The 22,733-nt window shown below is 60.9% G+C and carries 19 protein-coding genes; 10 read left to right on the top strand and 9 right to left on the bottom strand.

The window, feature by feature from the left end:
• Positions 1–31: 31 nt before the first annotated feature.
• The gene (gene astA, locus AC0Z5Z_RS12735; RefSeq protein ID WP_041478621.1) at positions 32–1,066 is read left to right on the top strand and encodes an arginine N-succinyltransferase; all 1,035 of its coding nucleotides are present in this window, start codon (positions 32–34) and stop codon (positions 1,064–1,066) included.
• A 154-nt stretch (positions 1,067–1,220) separates the two neighbouring features.
• Positions 1,221–2,090, top strand: coding sequence for an isocitrate lyase/PEP mutase family protein (locus AC0Z5Z_RS12730; protein WP_024012471.1), 870 nt, complete (start codon positions 1,221–1,223; stop codon positions 2,088–2,090).
• A gap of 105 nt (positions 2,091–2,195) precedes the next feature.
• Here the strand turns inward: AC0Z5Z_RS12730 and AC0Z5Z_RS12725 are convergent, their stop codons facing one another.
• From AC0Z5Z_RS12725 to AC0Z5Z_RS12715, 3 genes are all read right to left on the bottom strand, one after another.
• Positions 2,196–2,498 carry a hypothetical protein gene (locus AC0Z5Z_RS12725; protein WP_056784599.1) on the bottom strand — a complete coding sequence of 101 codons (303 nt, stop codon included), beginning with the start codon at positions 2,496–2,498 and terminating at the stop codon, positions 2,196–2,198.
• 401 nt (positions 2,499–2,899) lie between these two features.
• A complete protein-coding gene (locus AC0Z5Z_RS12720) occupies positions 2,900–4,135 on the bottom strand; it encodes a M20/M25/M40 family metallo-hydrolase (protein WP_485611176.1) in 1,236 nt (411 codons plus the stop codon).
• Positions 4,136–4,343: 208 nt separating this feature from the next.
• Entirely contained in the window at positions 4,344–5,417 is a 1,074-nt protein-coding gene (locus AC0Z5Z_RS12715; RefSeq protein WP_150635710.1) for a diguanylate cyclase, read from the bottom strand.
• 188 nt (positions 5,418–5,605) lie between these two features.
• Between AC0Z5Z_RS12715 and AC0Z5Z_RS12710 the strand changes: the two genes are divergently transcribed.
• The 7 genes from AC0Z5Z_RS12710 to AC0Z5Z_RS12680 all read left to right on the top strand — a co-directional run bounded on the left by AC0Z5Z_RS12710 (position 5,606) and on the right by AC0Z5Z_RS12680 (position 14,556).
• Positions 5,606–7,060: a flavin-containing monooxygenase gene (locus tag AC0Z5Z_RS12710; protein ID WP_460093641.1), complete on the top strand. Its 1,455-nt coding sequence runs from the start codon at positions 5,606–5,608 to the stop codon at positions 7,058–7,060.
• Positions 7,061–7,081: 21 nt separating this feature from the next.
• Positions 7,082–8,008 carry an alpha/beta fold hydrolase gene (locus AC0Z5Z_RS12705; RefSeq protein WP_016774118.1) on the top strand — a complete coding sequence of 309 codons (927 nt, stop codon included), beginning with the start codon at positions 7,082–7,084 and terminating at the stop codon, positions 8,006–8,008.
• A 163-nt stretch (positions 8,009–8,171) separates the two neighbouring features.
• Positions 8,172–9,671, top strand: coding sequence for a glycolate oxidase subunit GlcD (gene glcD, locus AC0Z5Z_RS12700; RefSeq protein ID WP_457263581.1), 1,500 nt, complete (start codon positions 8,172–8,174; stop codon positions 9,669–9,671).
• Entirely contained in the window at positions 9,671–10,720 is a 1,050-nt protein-coding gene (glcE, locus tag AC0Z5Z_RS12695) for a glycolate oxidase subunit GlcE (protein WP_252869183.1), read from the top strand. The genes glcD and glcE overlap by 1 nt, the downstream gene beginning before the upstream one ends.
• A 2-nt stretch (positions 10,721–10,722) precedes the next feature.
• Positions 10,723–11,943, top strand: coding sequence for a glycolate oxidase subunit GlcF (glcF, locus tag AC0Z5Z_RS12690; RefSeq protein ID WP_423662816.1), 1,221 nt, complete (start codon positions 10,723–10,725; stop codon positions 11,941–11,943).
• A gap of 88 nt (positions 11,944–12,031) precedes the next feature.
• Complete coding sequence (gene hglS, locus AC0Z5Z_RS12685) at positions 12,032–13,420, top strand: 2-oxoadipate dioxygenase/decarboxylase HglS (RefSeq protein WP_485611175.1); 1,389 nt, start codon at positions 12,032–12,034, stop codon at positions 13,418–13,420.
• 308 nt (positions 13,421–13,728) lie between these two features.
• Complete coding sequence (locus tag AC0Z5Z_RS12680) at positions 13,729–14,556, top strand: glycosyltransferase family 2 protein (RefSeq protein ID WP_056784574.1); 828 nt, start codon at positions 13,729–13,731, stop codon at positions 14,554–14,556.
• Positions 14,557–14,879: 323 nt separating this feature from the next.
• Here the strand turns inward: AC0Z5Z_RS12680 and AC0Z5Z_RS12675 are convergent, their stop codons facing one another.
• The 6 genes from AC0Z5Z_RS12675 to AC0Z5Z_RS12650 form a co-directional block, all read right to left on the bottom strand.
• Entirely contained in the window at positions 14,880–15,464 is a 585-nt protein-coding gene (locus tag AC0Z5Z_RS12675) for a hypothetical protein (protein ID WP_056784570.1), read from the bottom strand.
• An 86-nt stretch (positions 15,465–15,550) separates the two neighbouring features.
• Positions 15,551–15,751 carry a hypothetical protein gene (locus AC0Z5Z_RS12670; protein ID WP_056784567.1) on the bottom strand — a complete coding sequence of 67 codons (201 nt, stop codon included), beginning with the start codon at positions 15,749–15,751 and terminating at the stop codon, positions 15,551–15,553.
• 11 nt (positions 15,752–15,762) lie between these two features.
• Positions 15,763–16,005 carry a hypothetical protein gene (locus tag AC0Z5Z_RS12665; protein WP_056784562.1) on the bottom strand — a complete coding sequence of 81 codons (243 nt, stop codon included), beginning with the start codon at positions 16,003–16,005 and terminating at the stop codon, positions 15,763–15,765.
• Positions 16,006–16,142: 137 nt separating this feature from the next.
• Complete coding sequence (locus AC0Z5Z_RS12660) at positions 16,143–17,210, bottom strand: lipocalin-like domain-containing protein (RefSeq protein WP_252879844.1); 1,068 nt, start codon at positions 17,208–17,210, stop codon at positions 16,143–16,145.
• Positions 17,200–19,668, bottom strand: coding sequence for an ABC transporter permease (locus AC0Z5Z_RS12655; protein WP_485611174.1), 2,469 nt, complete (start codon positions 19,666–19,668; stop codon positions 17,200–17,202). The genes AC0Z5Z_RS12660 and AC0Z5Z_RS12655 overlap by 11 nt, the downstream gene beginning before the upstream one ends.
• Positions 19,668–20,321, bottom strand: a complete 654-nt coding sequence (locus AC0Z5Z_RS12650; RefSeq protein WP_016774109.1) for an ABC transporter ATP-binding protein — start codon at positions 20,319–20,321, stop codon at positions 19,668–19,670. The genes AC0Z5Z_RS12655 and AC0Z5Z_RS12650 overlap by 1 nt, the downstream gene beginning before the upstream one ends.
• A gap of 138 nt (positions 20,322–20,459) precedes the next feature.
• Here AC0Z5Z_RS12650 and AC0Z5Z_RS12645 point away from each other — a divergent pair, with 138 nt between their 5' ends.
• Positions 20,460–22,433: an alkyl/aryl-sulfatase gene (locus AC0Z5Z_RS12645; protein WP_485611173.1), complete on the top strand. Its 1,974-nt coding sequence runs from the start codon at positions 20,460–20,462 to the stop codon at positions 22,431–22,433.
• Positions 22,434–22,733: the final 300 nt, after the last annotated feature.

The raw sequence follows: 22,733 nt of genomic DNA, 5'->3' as shown, positions 1-22,733 counted from the left end.
GCCTGAATCGGTACGCCAAAGGAGTTGGAGCATGATTGTCCGTCCGGTAAAAGTCAGCGACCTGCCTGCCTTGATGACCCTCGTCGAACAGGCCGGGCCAGGTTTCACCACCCTTCCGGCCAACGAGGACCGACTTGCGCACCGGGTGCGCTGGGCGCAACGGGCGTTCGCCGAACAGGTCGAACGGGCCGATGCCGATTACCTGTTTGTCCTCGAGGATGATGAGCAGCGCGTGGTCGGTGTCAGCGCGATGGCCGGCGCCGTTGGCCTGCGCGAGCCCTGGTACAACTACCGGCTCGGGGTGACCGTCAGTTCGGCACCGGACCTGGGCATTCAGCGGCAGATCCCAACGTTGTTCCTCAACAACGAACTGACCGGGCAATCGGAGCTGTGCTCGCTGTTCCTGCGCCATGACCAGCGCAACGGCAGCAATGGCCGCCTGTTGTCGCTGGGTCGTCTGCTGTTCGTCGCCGAATTTCCGCATCTGTTTGGCGAGAAGATGATCGCCGAACTGCGAGGCAGTGCCGATGAAAACGGTTGCTCGCCATTTTGGGACAGCCTCGGCCGGCACTTCTTCCAGATGGATTTCACCCACGCCGATCACTTGTCCGGCCTGGGCAACAAAGCCTTTATCGCCGAACTGATGCCGCGCCAGCCGCTGTACACCTGCCTCCTCACCGAACAGGCGCAGGCGGCGATAGGCCAGACTCACCCGAACACCCAGCCGGCGTTGAAGATTCTTCAGGCCGAGGGCTTCACGCACAAAGGCTATATCGACATTTTCGACGGTGGCCCGGTCATCGAAGCGCCGATCCGCAGCATCCGCACGGTGCGCGACAGTCTTGAACTGACCCTGAGCCTCGGCACCCCGGACGAGCAGGCGCCGCTATGGCTGATTCACAACCGCCGATTGGAAAACTGCCGTATCACCGTGGCGCCCGGGCGCCTGGTGGGCAATAGCCTGGTTGTCGATCGTCTCACTGCCAAACGCCTGCAACTTCAGCCGGGCAATTCAGTGCGCGCAGTGCTCCTGCCCCATCAACAGCAACATGCCGTGGCGGCCTGATATTTCCAGCACGGGAGATTAAACCTTTCAGCCGCCAGTCCTGCCGCGCAAATTCGTCATGATTCTTGACCCATTCGCGTGATAGCCTTTTCACTCTTCGGCGTTGACACCTTTGCTCAAGCCTTTCCATTCCTTATGTATTGGTGGAACTCGTATGACCAGGCTTTCCCATCAAGATTTGCGCCGCAATTTCCGTCAGCTGCTGGCCTCCGACACCTGCTACCACACGGCTTCGGTATTCGACCCGATGTCCGCCCGCATCGCCGCTGACCTGGGTTTTGAAGTGGGTATTCTCGGCGGTTCCGTCGCCTCCCTGCAGGTGCTTGGCGCGCCGGACTTCGCCCTGATCACCCTCAGCGAATTCGCCGAACAGGCCACGCGCATTGGCCGCGTCGCCCAATTGCCAGTGATCGCCGACGCCGACCACGGCTACGGCAACGCTCTTAACGTCATGCGCACCATCGTCGAACTGGAACGCGCCGGCGTCGCTGCACTGACCATCGAAGACACCCTGCTGCCCGCGCAATTCGGGCGCAAATCCACCGACCTGATCACCGTGGCCGAAGGCGTCGGCAAGATCCGCGCGGCGCTGGAAGCCCGGGTCGACACCGAGATGGCCATCATCGCCCGCACCAACGCTGGCATTCTGCCGAATCAGGAAATCATCAGCCGCACCCGCCAATATCAGGCGGCGGGCGCTGACGGTATCTGCATGGTCGGCGTGCAGGACTTCGATCAGCTGGAACAGATCGCCGAACATCTGACCGTGCCGCTGATGCTGGTCACCTACGGCAACCCGGCCCTGCGCGACGACAAACGCCTGGCCGAACTGGGCGTGCGCGTGACCATCGACGGCCATGGCGCCTACTTCGCCGCGATCAAAGCAACCTACGACAGCCTGCGCGAACAGCGACAGATCTTCACCCAGGCCGCCGATCTGAGCGCGACCGAGTTGACCCACACCTATACCCAACCCGAGGAATACATTCTCTGGGCCAAGGAGTACATGAGCGTCAAGGAGTGATGCACACGCTGCACCGGCCCCTTCGCGAGCAGGCTCGCTCCCACAGTTGAAATGCGGTCCCCTGTGGGAGCGAGCCTGCTCGCGAAAGCGTCTATTGCGGCACCGCTAAACCGGCGTCTTATACCCCTCCTCCCGCTGCGCCGCCCGCGCCTGAATCACATTCAGAATCGCGCAGCCCTCGCGCATCAGCAGATGAACCGCGCTGGTCACCCGCGTCAGATCACAATCGGAGATGCCCTTGAGGTTGAGGCTGGCGAAAGTGTCGGCCAGATCGCGCACGACCAAAAACCGGTGCATCGCACAGGCGGCCATGTCGCTGAGTTCAGTGTGGGTATTGATGAAGAGCACCGGCGATTCGGCGTCGTAGGTGTCGATGGGGAGATAGCGCGGCATTACTTGGTCGGTCATAGAGTTCACTCCAGAAAGGTCAGGTTCTGTATTCGACCGGCCAAGATCGTCGCAGGGTTATCTGCGAACCGAGACTATAAGAGCCGCGCCCGACGGCCGCAACGAGAGCTTCTGTCGGACTTTTCGGTATTTTTTGTACGCCGTCCTCGACTGCCACTTTTCCCACAAAAGCCCCTCACCCTAGCCCTCTCCCAGAGGGAGAGCGAACCGATTGGGGGATGCTCAGGATCTGCGCCGACGTGGTGGACCGTGTTGAATGCGAAATTGAATTCAGCAGAAAATCTTAAGCTTGCCGCATTGACTATAAACAACACGGTCAGTCCCCTCTCCTGGGGGAGAGGGCTAGGGTGAGGGGTGAGTCAACTGACACCCCATCCCAAGCATTCACACCACCAACCCCATCACCGCGGCTTGGCCAACTCCATGATCATCCGTGACAACAAATAAATCCGCGGCGCCACGCTCGCCACTTCGGCATATTCCTCCGGCGTATGAATATTGCCGCCGACAATGCCGAAGCCATCCAGCGTCGGCGTCCCTACGCCTGCGGACAGACTGGCATCCGCCGCGCCACCACTGCCCTCCTCGGTCAGCTTGCGGCCAATCTCGCCGTAAATTCCCTGGGCCATGGCCATCAGGCGATCCGACTCGGCCGTTTGTGGCATCGGCGGCAAACCGCGCTGCAGAGAGGTTTTCACCTCGGTCTCGGCAATCAACTTGTCCTGCGAGACCCGCGCCAGATCCTTCTCGATGCGATCAAATTCCTCCGGCACTGCCGCACGCACATCCGCTTTGGCCGTGGCCTGATCAGGAATCACGTTGGTGCGATCACCGGCCTTGAGCACGGTAAAGTTGATGGTGGTCTTCTTCGCCTCGTCACCGAGCTTGCCCAGTTGCAGAATCTGATGCGCCGCTTCCATCGCCGCGTTCCGTCCCAACTCTGGCGCGACGCCGGCGTGGGCGGCCTTGCCTTTGACTTCGACCAGCGCCGTCGCACTGCCCTTGCGCCACACCACCAGGCCATCGGCCGGGCGCCCCGGTTCGAGGTTGAGGGTGACGTCGTGCTGTTTGGCGGTTTTCTTGATCAGGTCGGTGGCGACGTCCGAGCCGGTTTCTTCGCTGGCATCCAGCAGGAAGGTGATCTGCGCGTAATCCTTGAAGTCGAGGTTCTTCAGCACTTTCAATGCGTAGATGCCGGCGACGATGCCGCCCTTGTCGTCCATTACACCCGGCCCGTAGGCGCGGCCGTCCTTGATGTGGAAAGGCCGCTCGGCGGCGGAGCCTTCCTTGAACACAGTGTCCATGTGAGCCATCAGGAGAATCTTCGCTTTCCCGGTGCCTTTGAGCGTGGCCAGCACGTGGTTGGATTTTTCCGGGGTGTTGGGCACCAGTTCGATGGTGGCGCCGAGTTTTTTCAGTTCATCGATGGCAATGTCGCTGACCTGTTTCAGGCCCGGCTCATAACCTGAGCCGGAGTCGATATTGACCAGTCGCTCCAACATTTTCAGGGCTTCGGGCTGATACTGCTCGGCATCGGCGAGCACTTGTTTGTGCGGTTCGGCGGCGTTTGCTGCCGAGAATGCGAGGGACAGACCGAGGCTGGCGGCCAGCAGAGAGCGGGAAAATGAGAACGTCATGAAGCAGTCCTTGTTTCGTGTCGGAGGGATTCAACCGTAACCGACATCGGCGCAAGGCTCTATAGCGGATGCGACACTGATCTAACCGACAACACATACCCCGGTGGGAGCGAGCCTGCTCGCGAAGGCGTCGTGGCAAACGATATTGATACCGCCTGACCCAGCGCTTTCGCGAGCAGGCTCGCTCCCACAGGTATCAGCTCGCCCGTCAGACCGAATCCAGCAGCGCCTGCCTCGGCTTGTTGTCGCTGTTGCAGATCACCCGATTGCGCCCACTGGCCTTGGCTTCGTACAACGCCTGATCGGCCTCATCCAGCCAACGCGTGGCGTCGGCATGGCTCGGGTCGTACGCGGCCAGGCCAATGCTCAGACTGACCTTCAACGCGGGGTTCTGCTCGTAGCCCATCACCGCAAAACGCTCGCGCAAGGCTTCCATCGCCTGAGCCGCGTTGAACAGTGGCAGCTCCGGCAGAATCACGCAGAACTCGTCCCCGCCATAGCGCCCGGCCACATCCGTGGCGCGAAGATTCTGTTTGAGCAGTTTGCTCAACTGGCGCAGGACGATATCGCCAGCGACATGCCCATAGGTGTCATTGATCGCTTTGAAGTGGTCGATGTCGATCAGCGCAATCGCCGCGCCCTGCTGCTGGCGTTTGCAGCGCTGGAACGCGAGGTTCAGTTGATCCTTCCACGCGCCGTGATTGAGCAGGCCGGTGAGGCTGTCGGTGCGACTCAACGCTAGCAGCTCGCGCTTGTGCCGACCGAGGGTCGAGGCCTGGCGAAAGCAGATCCAGCCCAGCGCCAGCGGATATAGCAACAGCAACGGCAAACAGGCGTACAGCTGCAGCGGCGATGTCGGTGGAATGAACGCCGGAGCAAACACCACCAGCCCCACGCCCATACCGAATAGCTGTGCCGCCGTGCCCGCCAGCAAAAAACGCCCGCCACCGATGGCGACGTTGTTCATCGCCATCATCGAAATCGTGGTAGCGCTGGGCAAGGGATTGAACTGCATGGCGGCGACCCAGAAGCCGCCCATGAATGCATCGATCAGCAAATTGCGGTGTTCGGCGCGAAACGGCACGCTCGAGCTTCGCGCCCATTGAAAGGCCAGATGCGGCCAGACCAGGCCGTTGAACAGCATCAGGCCCCACACCCACAGCGGCGGATCGAGCGCATGCATCGCCACGCTGACACACATCAGCCCGAGCAGCAGCCCGAACACCCGCGACCTGTACAGCCTCCTGGCCAGTGAAAGTCCCTTTCCTCGCGTATTTCCCATAAGGGCCTCGACCGCGCGATGCATGGTTACATCCCGACAAGGATGTGTCCGGAGTCTATCAGGGCGCCGCTAAATAGCCATCACCGGCCAGCGGCCTGAATAGAGCGCTATCAGCGCCGCACGCGCGGCCCAGAGTTGGCTATAAATGAAAGAGGGGAAATGGAAAAACAACTATAAAAAGGGGGCACATGCATACCTACGCTGTGTTGATCATCGGCAGCGGTTTCGGCGGCCAGTGCGCGGCGGTCAACCTGCTCAAGGCCGGAATCGACGATTTTCGCATTCTTGAGCGACGCGACTTCTTCGGCGGCACCTGGTGCCAGAACACCTACCCCGGCGCAGCGGTGGACGTCCCGTCGCCGCTGTATTCGCTGTCATTCGCGCCCTACCGCTGGTCGCAGATGTTCGCCGAACAGGCGGAATTGCGTCGCTACACCGAACAGCTGATCGAGCAGTTCGGTTTGCGTGAGCGCGTGGAGCTGGGGGCGGATGTCGAGCGCGTCGAGTGGGACGAGGCGGAAAAACACTGGACGGTGCACACCCGCGCCAAAGGCATCTTTCACACGCAGTTTTTGATCAACGCTTCCGGGCCATTGAGTCAGCCGGTCATCCCGCACTTTGCTGGGATGGATCGCTTTCAAGGCAAGACTTTTCACACAAACAATTGGGATCACAGCTACGACTATCGCGGTAAACGCGTCGCGATCGTCGGCAGTGGTGCCAGCGCCGCGCAGGTGATCCCGGCGATTGCGCCACAAGTCGAACACCTGCATGTATTCCAGCGCACGCCGCATTGGGTGCTGCCGCGTGCCGATCGCAAATTCGGCCGTTTCCAGCGCTGGCTGCTCGGTCTGAAGCCGGCGTACAAGCTGCTGCGCTGGCTGATCTACTGGCAATTCGAAACACGGGTGATCGCCTTCAAATACTCGAGACCGGCGATTCATCTGGTCCAACGACATGCGCTGCGTTTTCTCAAACGCCAGGTTCCGGACCCGGTACTGCGGCAGAAACTCACCCCGGACTTCACCATCGGCTGCAAACGGGTGCTGGTGTCCAGCACGTACTACCCGGCGCTGAGCCGCGCCAACGTCACGTTGCACAGTCGCGAGCACGGCATCGCTTCGATCGACGAAAGCGGGATCAACACCGTGGACGGTGAGCATCTCGATGTTGATCTGATCGTCTGGTCGACCGGTTACGACGCCACCGACGGGGTGATTTCCTACCCGGTCAGCGGCAAAAACGCGGTGCAACTCAGAGATGTCTGGGCCGAATACCCGCGCGCGTACCTCGGCACCAGCCTGCCGGATTTCCCCAACCTGTTTATCGTCACCGGGCCGAACACCGGCATTGGCCACACCTCGGCACTGTTCATCATCGAATCGCAGATGAACTACATCCTCGACTGCATCCGCACCGTACGGGCCAAAGGCCTGAGCAGCATCGAAGTGCGCCGTGACGCAGAACGTACCTACACTGCAATGATCCACCGGGAAATGCAGCGCACGGTGTGGAAATCCGGTGGTTGCCACAGTTGGTACCAGAGCAAGAGCGGTCATGTGATCGCGATGTTTCCCGGCTTCAGTTTCAGCTATCACCTGCTGACCCGGGCGCTGAAACCGGCCGACCATATTTTGTCCTGAACACGTATAAGGAAGACGTCGATGCTTTTGCTGTTTGTCGCACTCGCGGTTTTCGTGGCCTGGAGCTGGTTGAGTTACCCGGCGGTCGGCCATTGGTTGTACAACCTGGCCATGGCCAGCGAGGCCAGGTTGTACAAATTGCACAAGATCGAAGTGCCGATCGCCGAGATGACCGTGTCGACCTGGCAAGGCGGGCCGTACGAGGCGTCCAGCGCGATCCTGATGCTGCACGGCTTCAGCGCCGACAAAAACCTCTGGCTGCGCTGCGCCCGGCATTTCGTCCGTCAGTATCGGGTGATCATTCCGGATCTGGCCGGCCACGGTGAGACTGGCTTCAAGGCTGGCGGCGGTTACGACATTGCGGTTCAGGCCAAACGCATGATTCAACTGCTCGACGTCTGCGGCGTGGAGAAAGTCCATGTCATTGGCAACTCCATGGGCGGCTACATCGCCGCGTGGCTGGCGGCGACCTATCCGGAGCGGATCGCATCGCTGGCGCTGATCGACCCGGCCGGCGTCACCGCACCGGAGCCCAGCGACATGGAGCGCCATCTGGCGCGCGGGCACAACCCGTTCCTGATCAACTCCCGCGAAGAATTCCAGCGCTTCTACGCGATGACCATGGAGTCGCCGCCGTGGGTACCGAAACTGGTGCTGGACGCCGTCGCCCAGCGCTACGAGCAACAACGTGACGAGCTCGAAGAAATCTTCCGCGACTTCCGCGCGAGCCCGCCGATGGAGCCGAAACTGGCCGAGATCAAATGCCCGGCGCTGTTGCTCTGGGGGCGCAAGGATCGCCTGATCGACGTCAGCAGCGTGCCGGTGTGGAGCAAAGGCATCGCCAATCTCGAAGTGGATGTGTGGGATCACGTCGGGCACATGCCGATGGTCGAACAGCCGGGAAATACCGCGCGTCTGTACGGGGAATTTCTGGAACGACAGCGATGAAGATGGATATTCGCAATGCCCCAGGTTGCGCAACTGATCGTTCCCATGCTCTGCGTGGGAATGCCTCAGGGGACGCTCTGCGTCCAGTGACGCAGAGCGTCACGGGCTACATTCCCACGCAGAGCGTGGGAACGATCAGCGGAGACAGAAGGTTGGCGTTCCCATGAACATCCTTTACGACGAACGCCTCGACGGTCCGTTGCCCGAGGTGAACAAGGGCGAATTGCTCAAGGCTCTGCAACAAGCCCTGCCGGACCTGGACATCCTCTGGCGCGAAGATGAACTCAAACCCTACGAATGCGACGGTCTCTCCGCCTACCGCACCACGCCGATGCTGGTCGCCCTGCCCCGGCGCCTGGAGCAAGTGCAAACCCTGCTGAAACTCTGCCATCAAAACAACGTGCCCGTGGTCGCGCGGGGTGCCGGCACTGGGTTGTCCGGCGGCGCCCTGCCACTGGAAAAGGGCCTGCTGCTGGTGATGGCGCGGTTCAACAACATCCTGCACATCGACCCCGCTGCACGTATCGCGCGGGTTCAGCCGGGGGTGCGCAATCTTGCTATCTCCCAGGCGGCGGCCCCGTTCGGCTTGTATTACGCACCGGATCCGTCATCGCAGATCGCCTGTTCGATCGGCGGCAACGTCGCGGAAAACGCTGGTGGCGTGCATTGCCTCAAGTACGGCCTGACCGTGCACAACGTGCTGAAAATCGAAGTGCTGACCATCGAGGGCGAACGCCTGACGCTGGGCTCCGAGGCGCTCGATTCAGCCGGTTTCGACCTGCTCGCCTTGTTCACCGGCTCCGAAGGCCTGCTGGGGATCATCACCGAAGTCACGGTGAAACTGCTGCCCAAACCGCAAGTCGCCAAGGTCCTGCTCGGCAGTTTCGATTCAGTCGAGAAGGCCGGCCGAGCGGTTGCCGAAATCATCGCTGCCGGGATCATTCCCGGAGGCCTGGAAATGATGGACAACCTGGCCATTCGCGCCGCCGAAGATTTTATCCACGCCGGTTACCCGGTCGACGCCGAGGCGATTCTGCTGTGCGAACTCGACGGTGTCGAAGCCGACGTGCACGACGATTGCCAGCGCGTACGGGAAGTCATGACAGCGGCCGGCGCCACTGAAGTGCGCCAGGCCCAGGACGAGGCCGAGCGCGTACGTTTCTGGGCCGGGCGCAAAAATGCGTTTCCGGCGATCGGCCGGTTGTCGCCGGATTATTACTGCATGGACGGCACCATCCCGCGCCGCGAATTGCCCGCTGTGCTGCAAGGTATCGCCAGCCTCGGCGAAAAATATGGCTTGCGCGTGGCCAACGTGTTCCACGCCGGCGACGGCAATATGCACCCGCTGATTCTGTTCGACGCCAACCAGCCGGGGGAGCTGCATCGCGCCGAGGCATTGGGCGGCAAGATCCTCGAACTGTGCGTGAAGGTCGGCGGCAGCATCACTGGCGAGCACGGCGTCGGCCGCGAAAAAATCAATCAGATGTGCGCGCAGTTCAACAGCGACGAGTTACTGCTGTTTCATGCAGTGAAAGCCGCGTTCGATCCGCAGGGCTTGCTCAATCCCGGCAAGAACATTCCGACCCTGCACCGCTGCGCCGAATTCGGCGCGATGCACATTCACGCCGGGCAACTGCCCTTCCCCGAGCTGGAGCGATTCTGATGGCTGATTTCGACGCCGCCAACGCCCTGCTCGATCAGGTCAACGCCGCGCGGGCCAATGCCACGCCGCTGAAGATTCAGGGCGGCAACAGCAAGGCCTTTCTCGGTCGCGAGGTGGCCGGCGAAGTGCTCGACACCCGTGCTCATCGCGGCATCGTTCAATACGATCCGACCGAACTGGTGGTCACCGCACGTGCCGGCACGCCGTTGTCCGCGCTGCTTGCGGCGCTGGATGACGCCGGGCAAATGTTGCCCTGCGAACCGCCATCCTTCGCCGACAGCGCCACGGTCGGCGGCATGGTCGCCACGGGACTGTCCGGACCTCGCCGGCCGTGGTCCGGCTCGGTGCGCGACTTCGTTCTCGGCACGCGGGTGATCACCGGCCTCGGTCAGCATCTTCGCTTCGGTGGAGAAGTGATGAAGAACGTCGCCGGTTATGACCTGTCGCGGCTGATGGCCGGCAGTTTCGGTTGCCTCGGTGTGCTCACCGAAGTGTCGCTGAAAGTCCTGCCGAAACCGCGCCAGTGCCTGAGCATTCGCCTCGATATCGACTGCGCTCGGGCCTTGAGCAAACTTGCCGAATGGGGCCAGCAACCGCTGCCGATCAGCGCGGCATGTCACGATGGCCAGAGTCTGTATCTGCGTCTGGAAGGCGGCGAAGGTTCGGTAACGGCGGCGCATCAACGGCTCGGTGGTGAGCCGTTGGACTCGGTTTTCTGGCGCGACCTCAACGAACAGCGCCTGAGTTTTTTCGACGAAGGTTTGCCGCTGTGGCGCCTGTCATTGCCGAACAATCTCGGCCCTCTCGAGTTGCCCGGCGAGCAACTGATCGACTGGGCCGGCGCGCAACGCTGGGTGAAATCCGAAAGCTCTGAGATTCACGCACTCGCCCATTCCTTGGGCGGCCATGCAACGTGCTTTACCCACGGTGCCACCGACTCGCCGTTTCAACCCTTGGCGCCAACCTTGCTGCGCTACCACCGGCAACTCAAGGCGCAACTCGACCCGCAAGGGCTGTTCAACCCCGGACGCATGTACGCGGAGGTCTAGCCATGCAAACCACCCTCAGCGAGCAATCGCGAAAATTGCCCCGGGCTGGCGAAGCGGAAAAGATCCTGCGCACCTGCGTGCATTGCGGCTTCTGCAACGCGACGTGCCCGACCTATCAATTGCTCGGCGATGAACTCGATGGCCCGCGCGGGCGCATTTATCTGATCAAGCAAGTGCTGGAAGGCGCACCGGCCACCGAGCAGACGCAGCTGCATCTGGATCGCTGCCTGTCGTGCCGCAACTGCGAAACCACCTGCCCGTCCGGCGTCGATTATCACAACCTGCTCGACATCGGCCGTGCGGTGGTCGACAGCGCGGTGCCGCGCCCGGCCGCCCAGCGCTTGCTGCGCGAAGGCTTGCGTGCGTTGGCGCCCAATCCCGGTTTGTTCAAAGGCTTGCTGCGCATGGGCGCGACCTTTCGACCACTGCTGCCGCGCCTGCTGGAAAGCAAATTGCCGCAGCACTTGGGTGTTATGGGGTCGCGCCCCGCTCCTCGGCATCCGCGCCGAGTGTTATTGCTCGAAGGCTGCGTGCAACCGGGCCTGTCGCCGAACACCAATGACGCGACCGCGCGGGTGCTCGATCGCCTGGGCATCAGCGTCACACCGGTGAACGAGGCCGGTTGCTGCGGTGGGCTCGACTATCACCTCGACGCCCAGGCCAAAGGTCTTGACCGCGCTCGACAGAACATCGACGCCTGGTGGCCGCACTTGCAGAATGGCGCCGAAGCCATCGTGCAAACGGCCAGCGGTTGTGGCGCGTTCATCAAGGATTATGGGCATTTGCTTGCGGACGATCCGATCTACGCGTTGAAAGCCCGGCAGATCAGCGAAATGACTCGGGACCTGGTGCAAGTCATCGCGCAGGAACCGCTGGAACAGGTCTGCGCCGCCAGCGAACGACGCATCGCCGTGCATTGCCCGTGCACGTTGCAGCACGCACTGAAACTCGGCGGCGCCGTGGAAGCCGTGCTGACCCGACTCGGCTTCAACCTCACACCAGTGCCGGACGGCCATTTGTGCTGCGGCTCGGCGGGCACCTACTCGCTGACCCAACCGGTGCTGGCGCGGCAACTGCGTGACCATCGACTCAACGCTCTGGAAAGCGGCCGGCCCGAGTTGATCGTCACTTCCAATGTGGGCTGTCAGAGCCATCTGGCGAGCGCCGGGCGCACGCCGGTCAGACACTGGATCGAGCTGGTGGATCAGTCGTTGGCAGAATGAAGTTCGTAGGATTCTTCGTTTGCCCGAGTGGGCGAAGGCTGCGATCTTTTCGGGCATCCATTTCGTCACCGTGGCAGGAATTTTTTTCATGACCGTGCAGCCGTTCGTCAGCCCCGACCTGATCCGCCAACGCTTCTCCCGAGCGATGTCCGACATGTACCGCGAAGAGGTGCCGCTGTACGGCGCGCTGATGGAACTGGTGGAGAAAACCAATCGCGAAGTGCTGGCACGTCAGCCTGACATCGCCGGACAGCTCAAGCGCACCGGCGAAATCGAACGCCTGGACATGGAACGCCACGGCGCCATTCGCGTCGGCACCGCGAGCGAACTGGCTACCCTCGCCCGCCTGTTCGCGGTGATGGGCATGCAACCGGTGGGTTATTACGACCTGACCCCGGCGGGCGTGCCGGTGCATTCAACGGCGTTTCGCGCGGTGCATGAAGAAGCGCTGCAGGTCAGCCCGTTTCGCGTGTTTACCTCGTTGCTGCGCCTGGAGCTGATTGAAGACGCCGAATTGCGTTCGTTTGCCGAGTCGGTGCTGGCCCGTCGTACGATTTTTACTGACTCCGCATTGCGCCTGATTGAACAGGCGGAAACGGCAGGCGGACTTAATGACGACGAAGCCGCAGAATTCGTCCGACAGGCACTGGAGACTTTTCGCTGGCACCACAGCGCCACCGTCAGCGCCGCGCAGTACCAGAAACTCAGCGCCCAGCACCGCTTGATCGCCGATGTCGTTGCGTTCAAAGGCCCGCACATCAACCACTTGACCCCACGCACGCTGGACATCGACACCGTTCAGGAGCAGATGCCTGCCCATGGCATCACACCCAAAGCGGTGATCGAAGGTCCACCACGCCGCAATTGCCCGATCCTGCTGCGCCAGACCAGCTTCAAAGCGCTGGACGAGCCGATCGCCTTCACCGATCAGCCCGAAACCCGTGGCAGCCACAGCGCGCGCTTCGGCGAAATCGAACAACGCGGCGCAGCTCTGACACCCAAGGGTCGCGCGCTGTATGACCGCTTGTTGAATGCCGCTCGCGATGAACTGGGCGACTTCCCCAATGAAGCCAATGCCGCACGCTACGACGCGCTGATGACGCAGCACTTTGCCGAATTTCCTGACAGCATCGAGGGCATGCGCGAACAGGGGCTGGCGTACTTTCGTTATTTCGCTACGGAAAAGGGCATCGCGGCGCACGGACTTGGCGAATCGTCACTGGAGGATTTGCTGCGCGATGGCTACGTGAAAGCGGAGCCGCTGGTGTACGAAGATTTCCTGCCGGTGAGCGCGGCGGGGATTTTTCAGTCGAACCTGGGGGATGCCGCACAGGCGCATTACGCCGAACACTCCAATCGACATGCTTTCGAACAGGCGCTGGGGCGTTCGACCATTGATGAGTTGGGGTTGTACGCCGAGACGCAACGGCGGTCGATTGAGGAATGTGCCGAAGTGCTGCGGATCAAACTCACCTGAATTTTGCACCGCTCTACTGTAGGAGTGAGCCTGCTCGCGATAGCGGTGTAACAGTCGCCGATGATGTGACTGGAAAGACGCCTTCGCGAGCAGGCTCGCTCCCACAGGTTTTGCGGATGGACCGCCGTTCAGGACAAGCGACAAAACCAAATGGTCGCTGCATCTATTGGAAAACAATGTCGGATCTGAATTATCCCGCTTGTTTTCACAAACCAATCAGATCGGCAAATTAAGCTTCACCTAAGCTTCCCCCGCTAGCATCCCGGCTCATCAACCTGTCGTCTTGAGCCGTGATGAGTCCCTCCGACATGAAAGCCTTCGATCTGCCTACCCAGCCGCATCCCGACTTCAGTCTGGTTCTGGTCAATTACAAAACCCCGGACATTACCCGCATGTGTCTGGAGCTGTTGCGCGAGCATGTCCAGGCGCAGGGCATTCCAGTATGGGTGGTGGATAACGATTCGGCGGATGCCAGCCTCGATTATTTGCGTTCGCTGGACTGGATCAATTTGATCGAGCGGCCGTCGCCGGGCAAGGAAATGGGGCATATTGCCCATGGCAAGGCGCTGGATCTGGCCTTGGCGAAAGTTGAGACCGATTATTTGTTTCTGCTGCACACCGACACCTTTGTCTACGACATGGAAGTGTTTGCGATGATGATGCGCGAATGCACGAAAAGTGCGGACATGGCGGCGGTCGGTTGTGTTGAGCAACTTGATCGTGGGTTACTGCGTGATACCTGGCGGTTAACTTCGCGGTTCTGCAAACATCATGTTCGTCGGCTAAAAGTTCATTTCGGCCTGCGTTCGAAACCACCACGCCCGTATAAAGAAACGCATCTGAAAAGTTTCTGTACGCTGTGGAATGCACGTTTGATGAAGTCGCTCGGGCTGCACTTCTGCATGGATGAGGAGGTGCCTGGTTACACGCTTCAGGATCGAATGGTCGGGTTGGGCTATGGCGTCAGGTTTCTCTCGCCGCGGAAGATCTTCCGCTACCTTGATCACATCCAGGCCGGCACCGTCGCGGCGGCAGGCACATATGGCAAGGATCATCGCCGTACAAAAATGTACCAGCAGACACTCAAGCGCTTGCAGGGGCAGCATGGCAAAACCGGTATGCAAGCTTCGACTTGATCGAAAACAATAAAAAAGGGCGACTGCAAAGTCGCCCTTTTTGTTTGCAGATTCTGTATACAACTTTCGTCAGTAGTGGAGTTCGCCCAGTGTTACGGCCTGGCAATCCTTGCACCGGTAAAGAGCCCTGACACTGGGCGAACGCCGAGGATTTTAATTCAAACAAGTGGACCTGTCGTCCTGGGCAAACATGAAATTTTTGCACTGAAAAGTTAAAAACTGTGTTTTGCCGATTTATCCCGGGAATTGTCTTACAAAAACCTTTATATGATTGCTCTCATACATAAAGTTGTACAAGAGCAATAAACTTGTAGAGTTAATACTCAACTATCGTGCTGACTGGTCACTTTCAGGATATCGGTATAAGTGACAATAACGCTCTGTCCTACTTTCAGATCTTTCAACTTGGCCTGAATCTCCGGCTTCTTCACATCGAGCGTCTTCGATTGTCCGGACGGATCTTGGAGGGTGACCTGATTGGTCTTCAAATCGATTTTGCTGATTTTCAGCTGCACCTGAACCTGACGATAGGCCTCGCCGCCCGGGTTATCGCTGCCCGGGGCCTTGCGCAGTTCGCCGGTACGTTCGGTGGTGCCCGGCAGACCTTTATCCACGTCTGTATCGAGATAAGCGGCGACAGATCGCTGCACCTCGATCTTCACCAGGTCCCCTACTTTGAGATTGGCAAGATTTTTCGCTTTGTCGCTGAGCTGAACGTGGACCTGACGTCCCTCGGGGCCTTCCAGCACGACCTGGTGATGGGCCGGGTCGACGGCGAGCACTTTGGTGGTAACGGAATCGGCCTCAACGACGGCGGATAACGGAATGTCGGCAGCTAAAGCGCCGAAACTGGCAGCAGAAAGCAGCGTTGCGAGAGTGATGGCCTTGGCCAGAGCGTCGAGCTTCATATGCATTACTTTCCCTGTGATGAAATGGCGACGCCCACCGCCGAAACGACTTCAGCAGCAGGCGTGCCAGTGAGCATAGACGCTGTTCAGGGCTTGACTTGGGTTTGTGGCCCACGGGTATGTGGCTTGGCGGTCTCTTGCGCAGTGGATTCGCCACTCGGCGTGCCTTTGCCGCTGTCCTGCCGCTGCTTGGGATCGGTCGGGCGCAGGGCATCATTGTCGCGCTCGGTTTCACCGGCCGGGCGTGGTTCGTCGGGGTTGTCGTTCTGGTTGCTGGTGGTATTCATGGCAGGAGTCCTCAGGCTTCGGGATCTTCGAGTTCGCGGGCGACGTTGACCTCGGGTGACTGCTTGTGCAGATCGTCGGCTTTGGCGCGCATCAACTGCCATTGCTCAAGATCGATTGCGCCTTGGCCGAGCAGGTCATCGGCGATGCGTTGCAGATCGAGGTAGTGAGCGTCAGGGGAGTTCTGCCAGTAGGCTTGATCGTCGAACAGGCGCTGCCAGGTGTCGAGGTCTGGGGGTTGCAGGTCGTCGCTCATGGGTGAGTCCGAAAATGGCGGGTTTCTGGGTAGAGCGGAGAGCGCTGGCGAGAGTTCCAGTCAGTTAACTCAGCGGTCACAGCGCTGACGCTTTCGCGAGCAGGCTCGCTCCCACAGGGAAGAAAGCGGTGCCGCCGTTAATATCCGGTCATTTCCAGATAGCCTTGGCCAGGATGGCTGCCATCAATCTTCACCGGCCCTTCCCAGTACGGGATACGCAAATTCATCCACGCATTGCGGTTGATCGCGTCAACGCTGATATCGAGTTTCTTGTCAGGAATACGGATCGACCATTTCACCGGCATCGGCCGATCAGCAACCTTGGCCGTATCCTGCGGCACAAGGCTGATCTGCTCGCTGCGCAACGTCTGAATCTGCCCGTCAGCGGCGATCCAGGTGCCGGTCAGATAAGGCGCGCCGGTCTTCTGCCGCATGCGATAAAGCATCACGTGTTCGCCGCTGTCCAGATGCAGCGAGAACCAGTCCCAGCCAGTTTGATTGGCGGTGAGTGGCTGACTGCTCCACTCGCGATCGAGCCACGCCGGGCCGCTGACGGTGTAGGTCTGGCCGTCGATCTGCAGCGTGCCGCTGGCCTGGAAAAATGGCTGGCTGTAGTAATACGACGCCTGGCCTTCTTCGGATTTCTGGCTGAAACCCTGGTCGCCTTGCAGCACCAGCGGTCGGCTGGAGGTAAGGCGCAGTTGATAAGCGAAATTCTTGTCACGAGCACTGAGTTGCATGTCGCGCAACGGATCCTGCGCCTGACTGGCAAACATCCAGTCATCGATCCACGCCTCGAACGGCGCCAGGCGCACGCCGGCCTGGCCTACTCCGCCCCGGGCGTAGCGCTCGGCGGCATGATGCACCGAGCGCGAAGTGACTGCCGCATGGCCCAGCCAGATCGTTTGGTTGCCCCAACCGGCCTGCTCGGCGACGGGTTTCAGGGCGCTGCGAAACAGCGTCCATTGCACGCCGAAATCATTGCCCTGCTGATCCTTGAGGTTGGCGGTGACGTACCACCACTCAATGCGAAAACCATCATGCGCGCCATGATCGGCCGGAAAGCTGAATACCCGACCGGGCACCACCGGGGTGAAGGATTGCGCCTGATCGCCCATGCCGGCAAAACCCTTTTCCTCGGGTGCAGGCTGATCGCAGCCAGCGAGCAGCAGCGCAATCATCAGCACGAGCCATTTAGTCCTCATGGGCAAACGTCCTCAGCAAGTCCGCCGGTTGCGTGCGGTACAGCGAATACAGCGGCCATGCCGAAGCCAACAGAGTCGCCAGCAAGGCCAGGCCCGTCAGTTGCAGCAACTGCAACGGGAACACCCGCAACGGCAAGCGCCAGCCGAACGCCTGCACGTTGATCACCGCATCGAGGCACCACGCCAAAGCGATGCCCAACGGCAGCGCCAACAGCAACGTCAATACGGCAAGCAGCCAGGTCTGACCGAGGTTGAGCAGCATCAATTGTTTGCGCGTCACGCCCAGCGCCCACAGCGGTGCGAGTTGACTGAGGCGACTCTGGCTCTGGGTCAGCAGGCTGATGAACAGCGCCACGCCAGCCACGGCCAAGGTCAGGCTGTTCAACGCCGCCGTCGCAGCAAAGGTGCGTTCGAAGACTTGCACCGACCAGCCCTTGAGCCGCGCCTGATCGACGATGCGGTTGTCATCCAGCGCAAAACGCGCCTGCAAGGCGTTGAGCAGCGCTGGAATCTGTGCTGGATCGACACGCAAATTGAAGCGGTTCGGCGTGAGTTGCGGCCAGCCGCGCAGCAGGTGCTCACTGCTGATCAGCACGTGACCCTTCGGATTGCCGTAGTCGGCGTAGATGCCGACGATGCGCGGCGACCATGTGCCGTTCGGCGTGGGAATGTTCAGATGCTCGCCCGGCTTCACTTTCAGGCGTCGCGCCAGTTGTTCGCTGAGCATCACCGCATCGTCCGTGGCCAGTTTGCCCCACGGATCGCTGCCACTGCTGTCGAGCAACGGCCAATGCTGGCGATAGTAGGAGTGGTCGATGATGCCGTAGACATCCGCCGGCCAGCCTTGCAGCGTCACCGAAACCTGCCAGTTGGGCAGCACAGCGGTCACATTCGGCTGCTGTTTGAGCCAGTCGTGCATCTCGCGGGCCTGCGCCGGATTGGCCGGGTTGATGTACAACTCGGCGCTCAGGCGTTGTTCGAGCCAGTCGTTGAAGGTCTGGCGAAAACCGGCGGTCATGCTGCCGGCGCCGATGTTGGCGGCGAGCGCCAACAGCAGCGCCATCAGCGCCAGACTCAGGGCTGGCAATTGCTGGCGGCAGTCGGCGAGAAACCACTGGCCGAGCACCGACCGACTGCGCCCGAGCAACGGGTTCAACAACGCGCTGAGCAACACCGGCAAGGCCAGCGCGGCACCGAGCAACAGCCCGGCCATGAGCACGAAACCGCTGCTCAGGCTGTCGCCCCAGATCAGCGCTGCCAGCGCAATTGTCAGCAGCGCTGTCGCCAGCCAACCCTGTCGGCGCAACCAGCGCGAATACTGTTGATGCCAGGCCTGCGGATCGGCCACCGCCAGCAACGGCAGACGCGCCGCCCGCAGCAGACTGTTGGCCCCGGCCAGCAACGCGCCGAGCAGGCTCAGCCCTATGCCGCTGAACCACCACCAGGGACTCAGGCGCAACTGCCCCGCCACTTCCGCGCCATATAAACCGCGCAGGCTGGCGGCGACGTCCGGCAGCAGCACGCTGGCCAGCCAATAGCCGCTGATCACACCGAACAATCCGCCGATCAGCGCCAGCACACCCAGTTCAACCACCAGACATGCGATCAGCATTCGTGCACTGACGCCACAGGCGCGCAAGGTGCGCAGCAAACCTCGGCGCTGTTCCAGAGCGAGGCCGATGGCGGCGTGGACGATGAACAGGCCGACCAGAAACGACAGAAATCCAAGGGCATCGAGATTGAGGTGAAAGCTCTCGGTCAGCCGCGCGAGGTTGTTTTCTTCGCCGCTGCTCTTGAGCTGCAAGCGATCGGTGAAACTCGCTGGTAATTCTTGATGAAAGTCCTTGGGTAGCAGCAGTCGCGACAATTGCTCGGGTTGTTCGAGCAGGCGCTGCGCTACGCCGATGTCGACCAGCAACAGGCCCGGCGCCATGTCCTTCTGCGCGAGCAGTGGCGGCAGGGTTTGGCCGTTTACGGTTTGCGGTGTATCACCTTCGCGCAAGCCGAGCATTTGCAGGGTGTCCGGGGAAATCCAGGTGCTGCCCGGCGGGCTGAAAAACTCGACGATGCGCTCGATCGGCATCGCCTGCCCGGCTACTGCCGAATCCGACGGCAGCGACACCGGCTCGATGCCCATCACCTGAATGCGTTGATCTTCCTGGCCCTTGAGCGTCAGCCGGCCCTGCAACACCGGTGACATTGGCCAGCCCTGACGGCGCAATTCGATAAACCAGCGCTGTGGAAACAGCGCCCCATTCGGCGTGCTCAGGCTGGCTTGCGGTTCGCCGCCGATCATCTGGCTGGCCCGCGCGTAGCTGTCACGTGCCTGACTGTTCAGCGCCTCGACGCCAGTGAGCAGACTGGTGGCCAGCCACAACCCGGTCAGCACGCTGAAAAACTGCACGGGATGGCGCCGCCAGTGGCTGAGCAGCGCGCGCAGGGTTTGCCGCCAGATCATCAGGCGACCCGCCCGTTCGACAACACCACGCGCTGAGCCAGACGCGCCGCAACGCGCTGACTGTGAGTGACCATCAACAAAGTCGTCGGCGTGTCATCGAGCAATTCCAGCAACAGCCGCAGCACTTCATCGCTGGTCGCTTCATCGAGGCTGCCGGTGGGTTCATCCGCCAAGAGCAATTTCGGCTGCGAAGCCAATGCCCGGCCCAATGCGACTCGTTGCTGCTGGCCGCCAGAGAGTTGCTCGGGGTACCGCGAGAGCAGATCGCCAAGACCCAGACGCTGCACCAGATGCGCTTGCCAGCGCGGCTCATGGCGCCCGGCCAGGCGCGCCTGAAAGGCAAGGTTGTCTTCCACGCGCAGGCTGCCGATCAGGTTGAACTGCTGAAACACCAGACCGATTTCCGTGCGCCGCCAGTTCGCCAGTTGCGCTTCGCTCATGGCTTCCAGGCGATGTTCGCCGCTGCGAATACTGCCGCTGTCGACCTTGTCCAGCCCCGCCACCAAATGCAGCAGCGTGCTTTTGCCACTGCCCGATTCGCCCATCAGCGCGAGGCTGCCACCGGCCTCCAGCGTCAGGTCGACGCCTTGCAGCACCGGCAATAATCCCTGTGGCGTGGCATAGCTTTTGAAAACGTCGCGAACCTCAAGCATGGGCAAACCCGATCAGTGAACCTGGGCCTAGGATAGCGGCCCTGAATGGTTTTTGTCCGCTGATGATCATCGCCAACTCCGGGACGCGCCATACGCTGCTGGCTGTTCGGCCATAACGATAAAAAACCGGAGACACCCATGCCCCGTTTCATCCTGAGCCCGCGCGGCCTGCTGACCTGCCTGATCACCGCTTGCCTGAGCCAACCGTTGCTCGCTGCTGACGGTCCGGTTGCGCCGAGCATGCAAACCGCCGCAAGCAACGCTGCCGTCCTGCAAACCCTGCCTTTCAGCGACCGCACCGATTTCGAATCCGTCAGCAAAGGCCTGATCGCACCGTTCAAGGGTCAGATCAAGGACGCTGCCGGCAAAGTCATCTGGAACGTCAACGCCTATGACTTCCTCGTCAAAGACAAGGCGCCGGAATCGGTCAATCCGAGCCTGTGGCGGCTGGCCCAGCTCAATGCCCACGCCGGTCTGTTCGAGGTCAGCCCCAAGCTGTATCAGGTGCGCGGCCTCGACCTCGCCAACATGACCATCATCGAAGGTGACGACGGGCTGATCATCATCGATCCGCTGACCATGGCCGAAACCGCCAGGACGGCGCTGGATCTGTACTACGCCAATCGCCCGCGCAAACCGGTCGTCGCGGTGATCTACAGCCACACTCATGTCGATCATTTCGGCGGCGTGCGCGGGGTAATCGACGAGGCCGATGTCAAGTCCGGCAAGGTCAAGGTCTACGCGCCGGTCGGCTTCATGGAACACGTGATGAGCGAGAACGTCATGGCCGGCAATGCCATGAGCCGCCGCGCGCAGTACCAGTTCGGCAGCCTGTTGCCGCGCAGTGAAAAAGGTCAGGTCGATGCCGGCCTCGGCAAGAGTGCGCCCAGCGGTGGCACGGTCACACTGATTGCGCCTACCGATCTGATTGCCGAGCCGTTGGAAACCCGCACCATCGCTGGCCTGCAAGTCGAATTCCAGCTGACCCCGGGCACCGAAGCGCCAGCGGAAATGAACCTTTATCTACCGGAGTTGAAAGCCCTGTGCATGGCCGAAAACGCCACGCAGATGATGCACAACATCCTCACCCCGCGCGGTGCGCAGGTGCGTGACGCCAAAGCCTGGTCGCAATACCTCGACGACAGCCTCATGCGCTACGGTGACAAGGCCGACGTGCTGTTCGCCCAACACAACTGGCCGACCTGGGGTGGCGAGCGGATTCGTACTTTGCTCGCCGATCAGCGCGACATGTACGCGTTCATCAACGACCGCACCCTGCACTTGCTCAACCAGGGCCTGACGCCGCTGGAAATTGCCGAAGCAATCAAAAAACTGCCCGGCTCGCTCGATCAGAAGTGGTACACCCGTGGTTATTACGGCTCGCTGAGTTTCAATACGCGCGCGGTGTATCAGCGCTACATGGGTTTCTACGACGGCAACCCGGCCAACCTCAATCCGCTGCCCCCGGTCGATGCGGCTAAACGCTCGGTCGAGGCCATGGGCGGTGCCGCGTCGGTGCTGGAGAAAATGCGCAGTGCGATGGCCAGCGCTGACTACCGCTGGGCCGCTCAGTTGGGCAACCAGTTGCTGTTCGCCGATCCGGACAACGCGGATGCCCGCAACGCTCAAGCCGAGACGCTGGAACAGTTGGGCTATCAAAGCGAGAACGCCACCTGGCGCAACATGTACCTGACCGGTGCGATGGAACTGCGCAACGGCGTACCACCGCAGTCTGCCAATACCGTATCGGTGGACATGGTCCGGGCGATGAGTCCGGAAATGTTCTTCGATTACCTCGCGGTACGCCTGGACAGCGACAAAGCCATGGCCCATGACCTGACGCTGAACTGGACGTTCGACGATGTGCAAAAGGATTTCACCCTGACCTTGCGCAACGGCGTGCTGACTCACCGCGCCGGTCTGAATCCGGCGGCGGATGCGAGCGTCAGCCTGAGCCGCGATACGTTGGAGAAGATCAGCCTGAAGCAATTGGACTTCCCGACGGCGATGCAAAAAGGGCTGGTGAAGTTGCAGGGCAATGGTCAGAAATTCGGATTATTGATGGGCAGCCTGGATACGTTCGGGCCGCAGTTCAATATCGTCACGCCGTAAGTCAAAAGCCCCTCACCCTAGCCCTCTCCCGGAGGGAGAGGGGACCGACCGAGTTGCATGTACGAGATACGCCGACGTGGGATAACGAGTTGAATGCAATTTTGAATAACACGCACATCAGCTCCCATGATTCATAAGCCCCCTTCCCGGAGAGAGAGGGGACTGACCGTGTTGGATGTACGAGATACGCCGACGTGGGATACCGAGTTGAACTCAGATTCCGAACGCCATGAAGATCGGCTCCCTTTCCCCCTCGCCCCCTTGGGGGAGAGGGCTGGGGTGAGGGGGTAAATCTTGCTG

Source organism: Pseudomonas sp. 1L-E-NC-VB-C3 (assembly GCF_057291535.1).
This window is presented reverse-complemented; position numbering and strand designations above follow the sequence as displayed.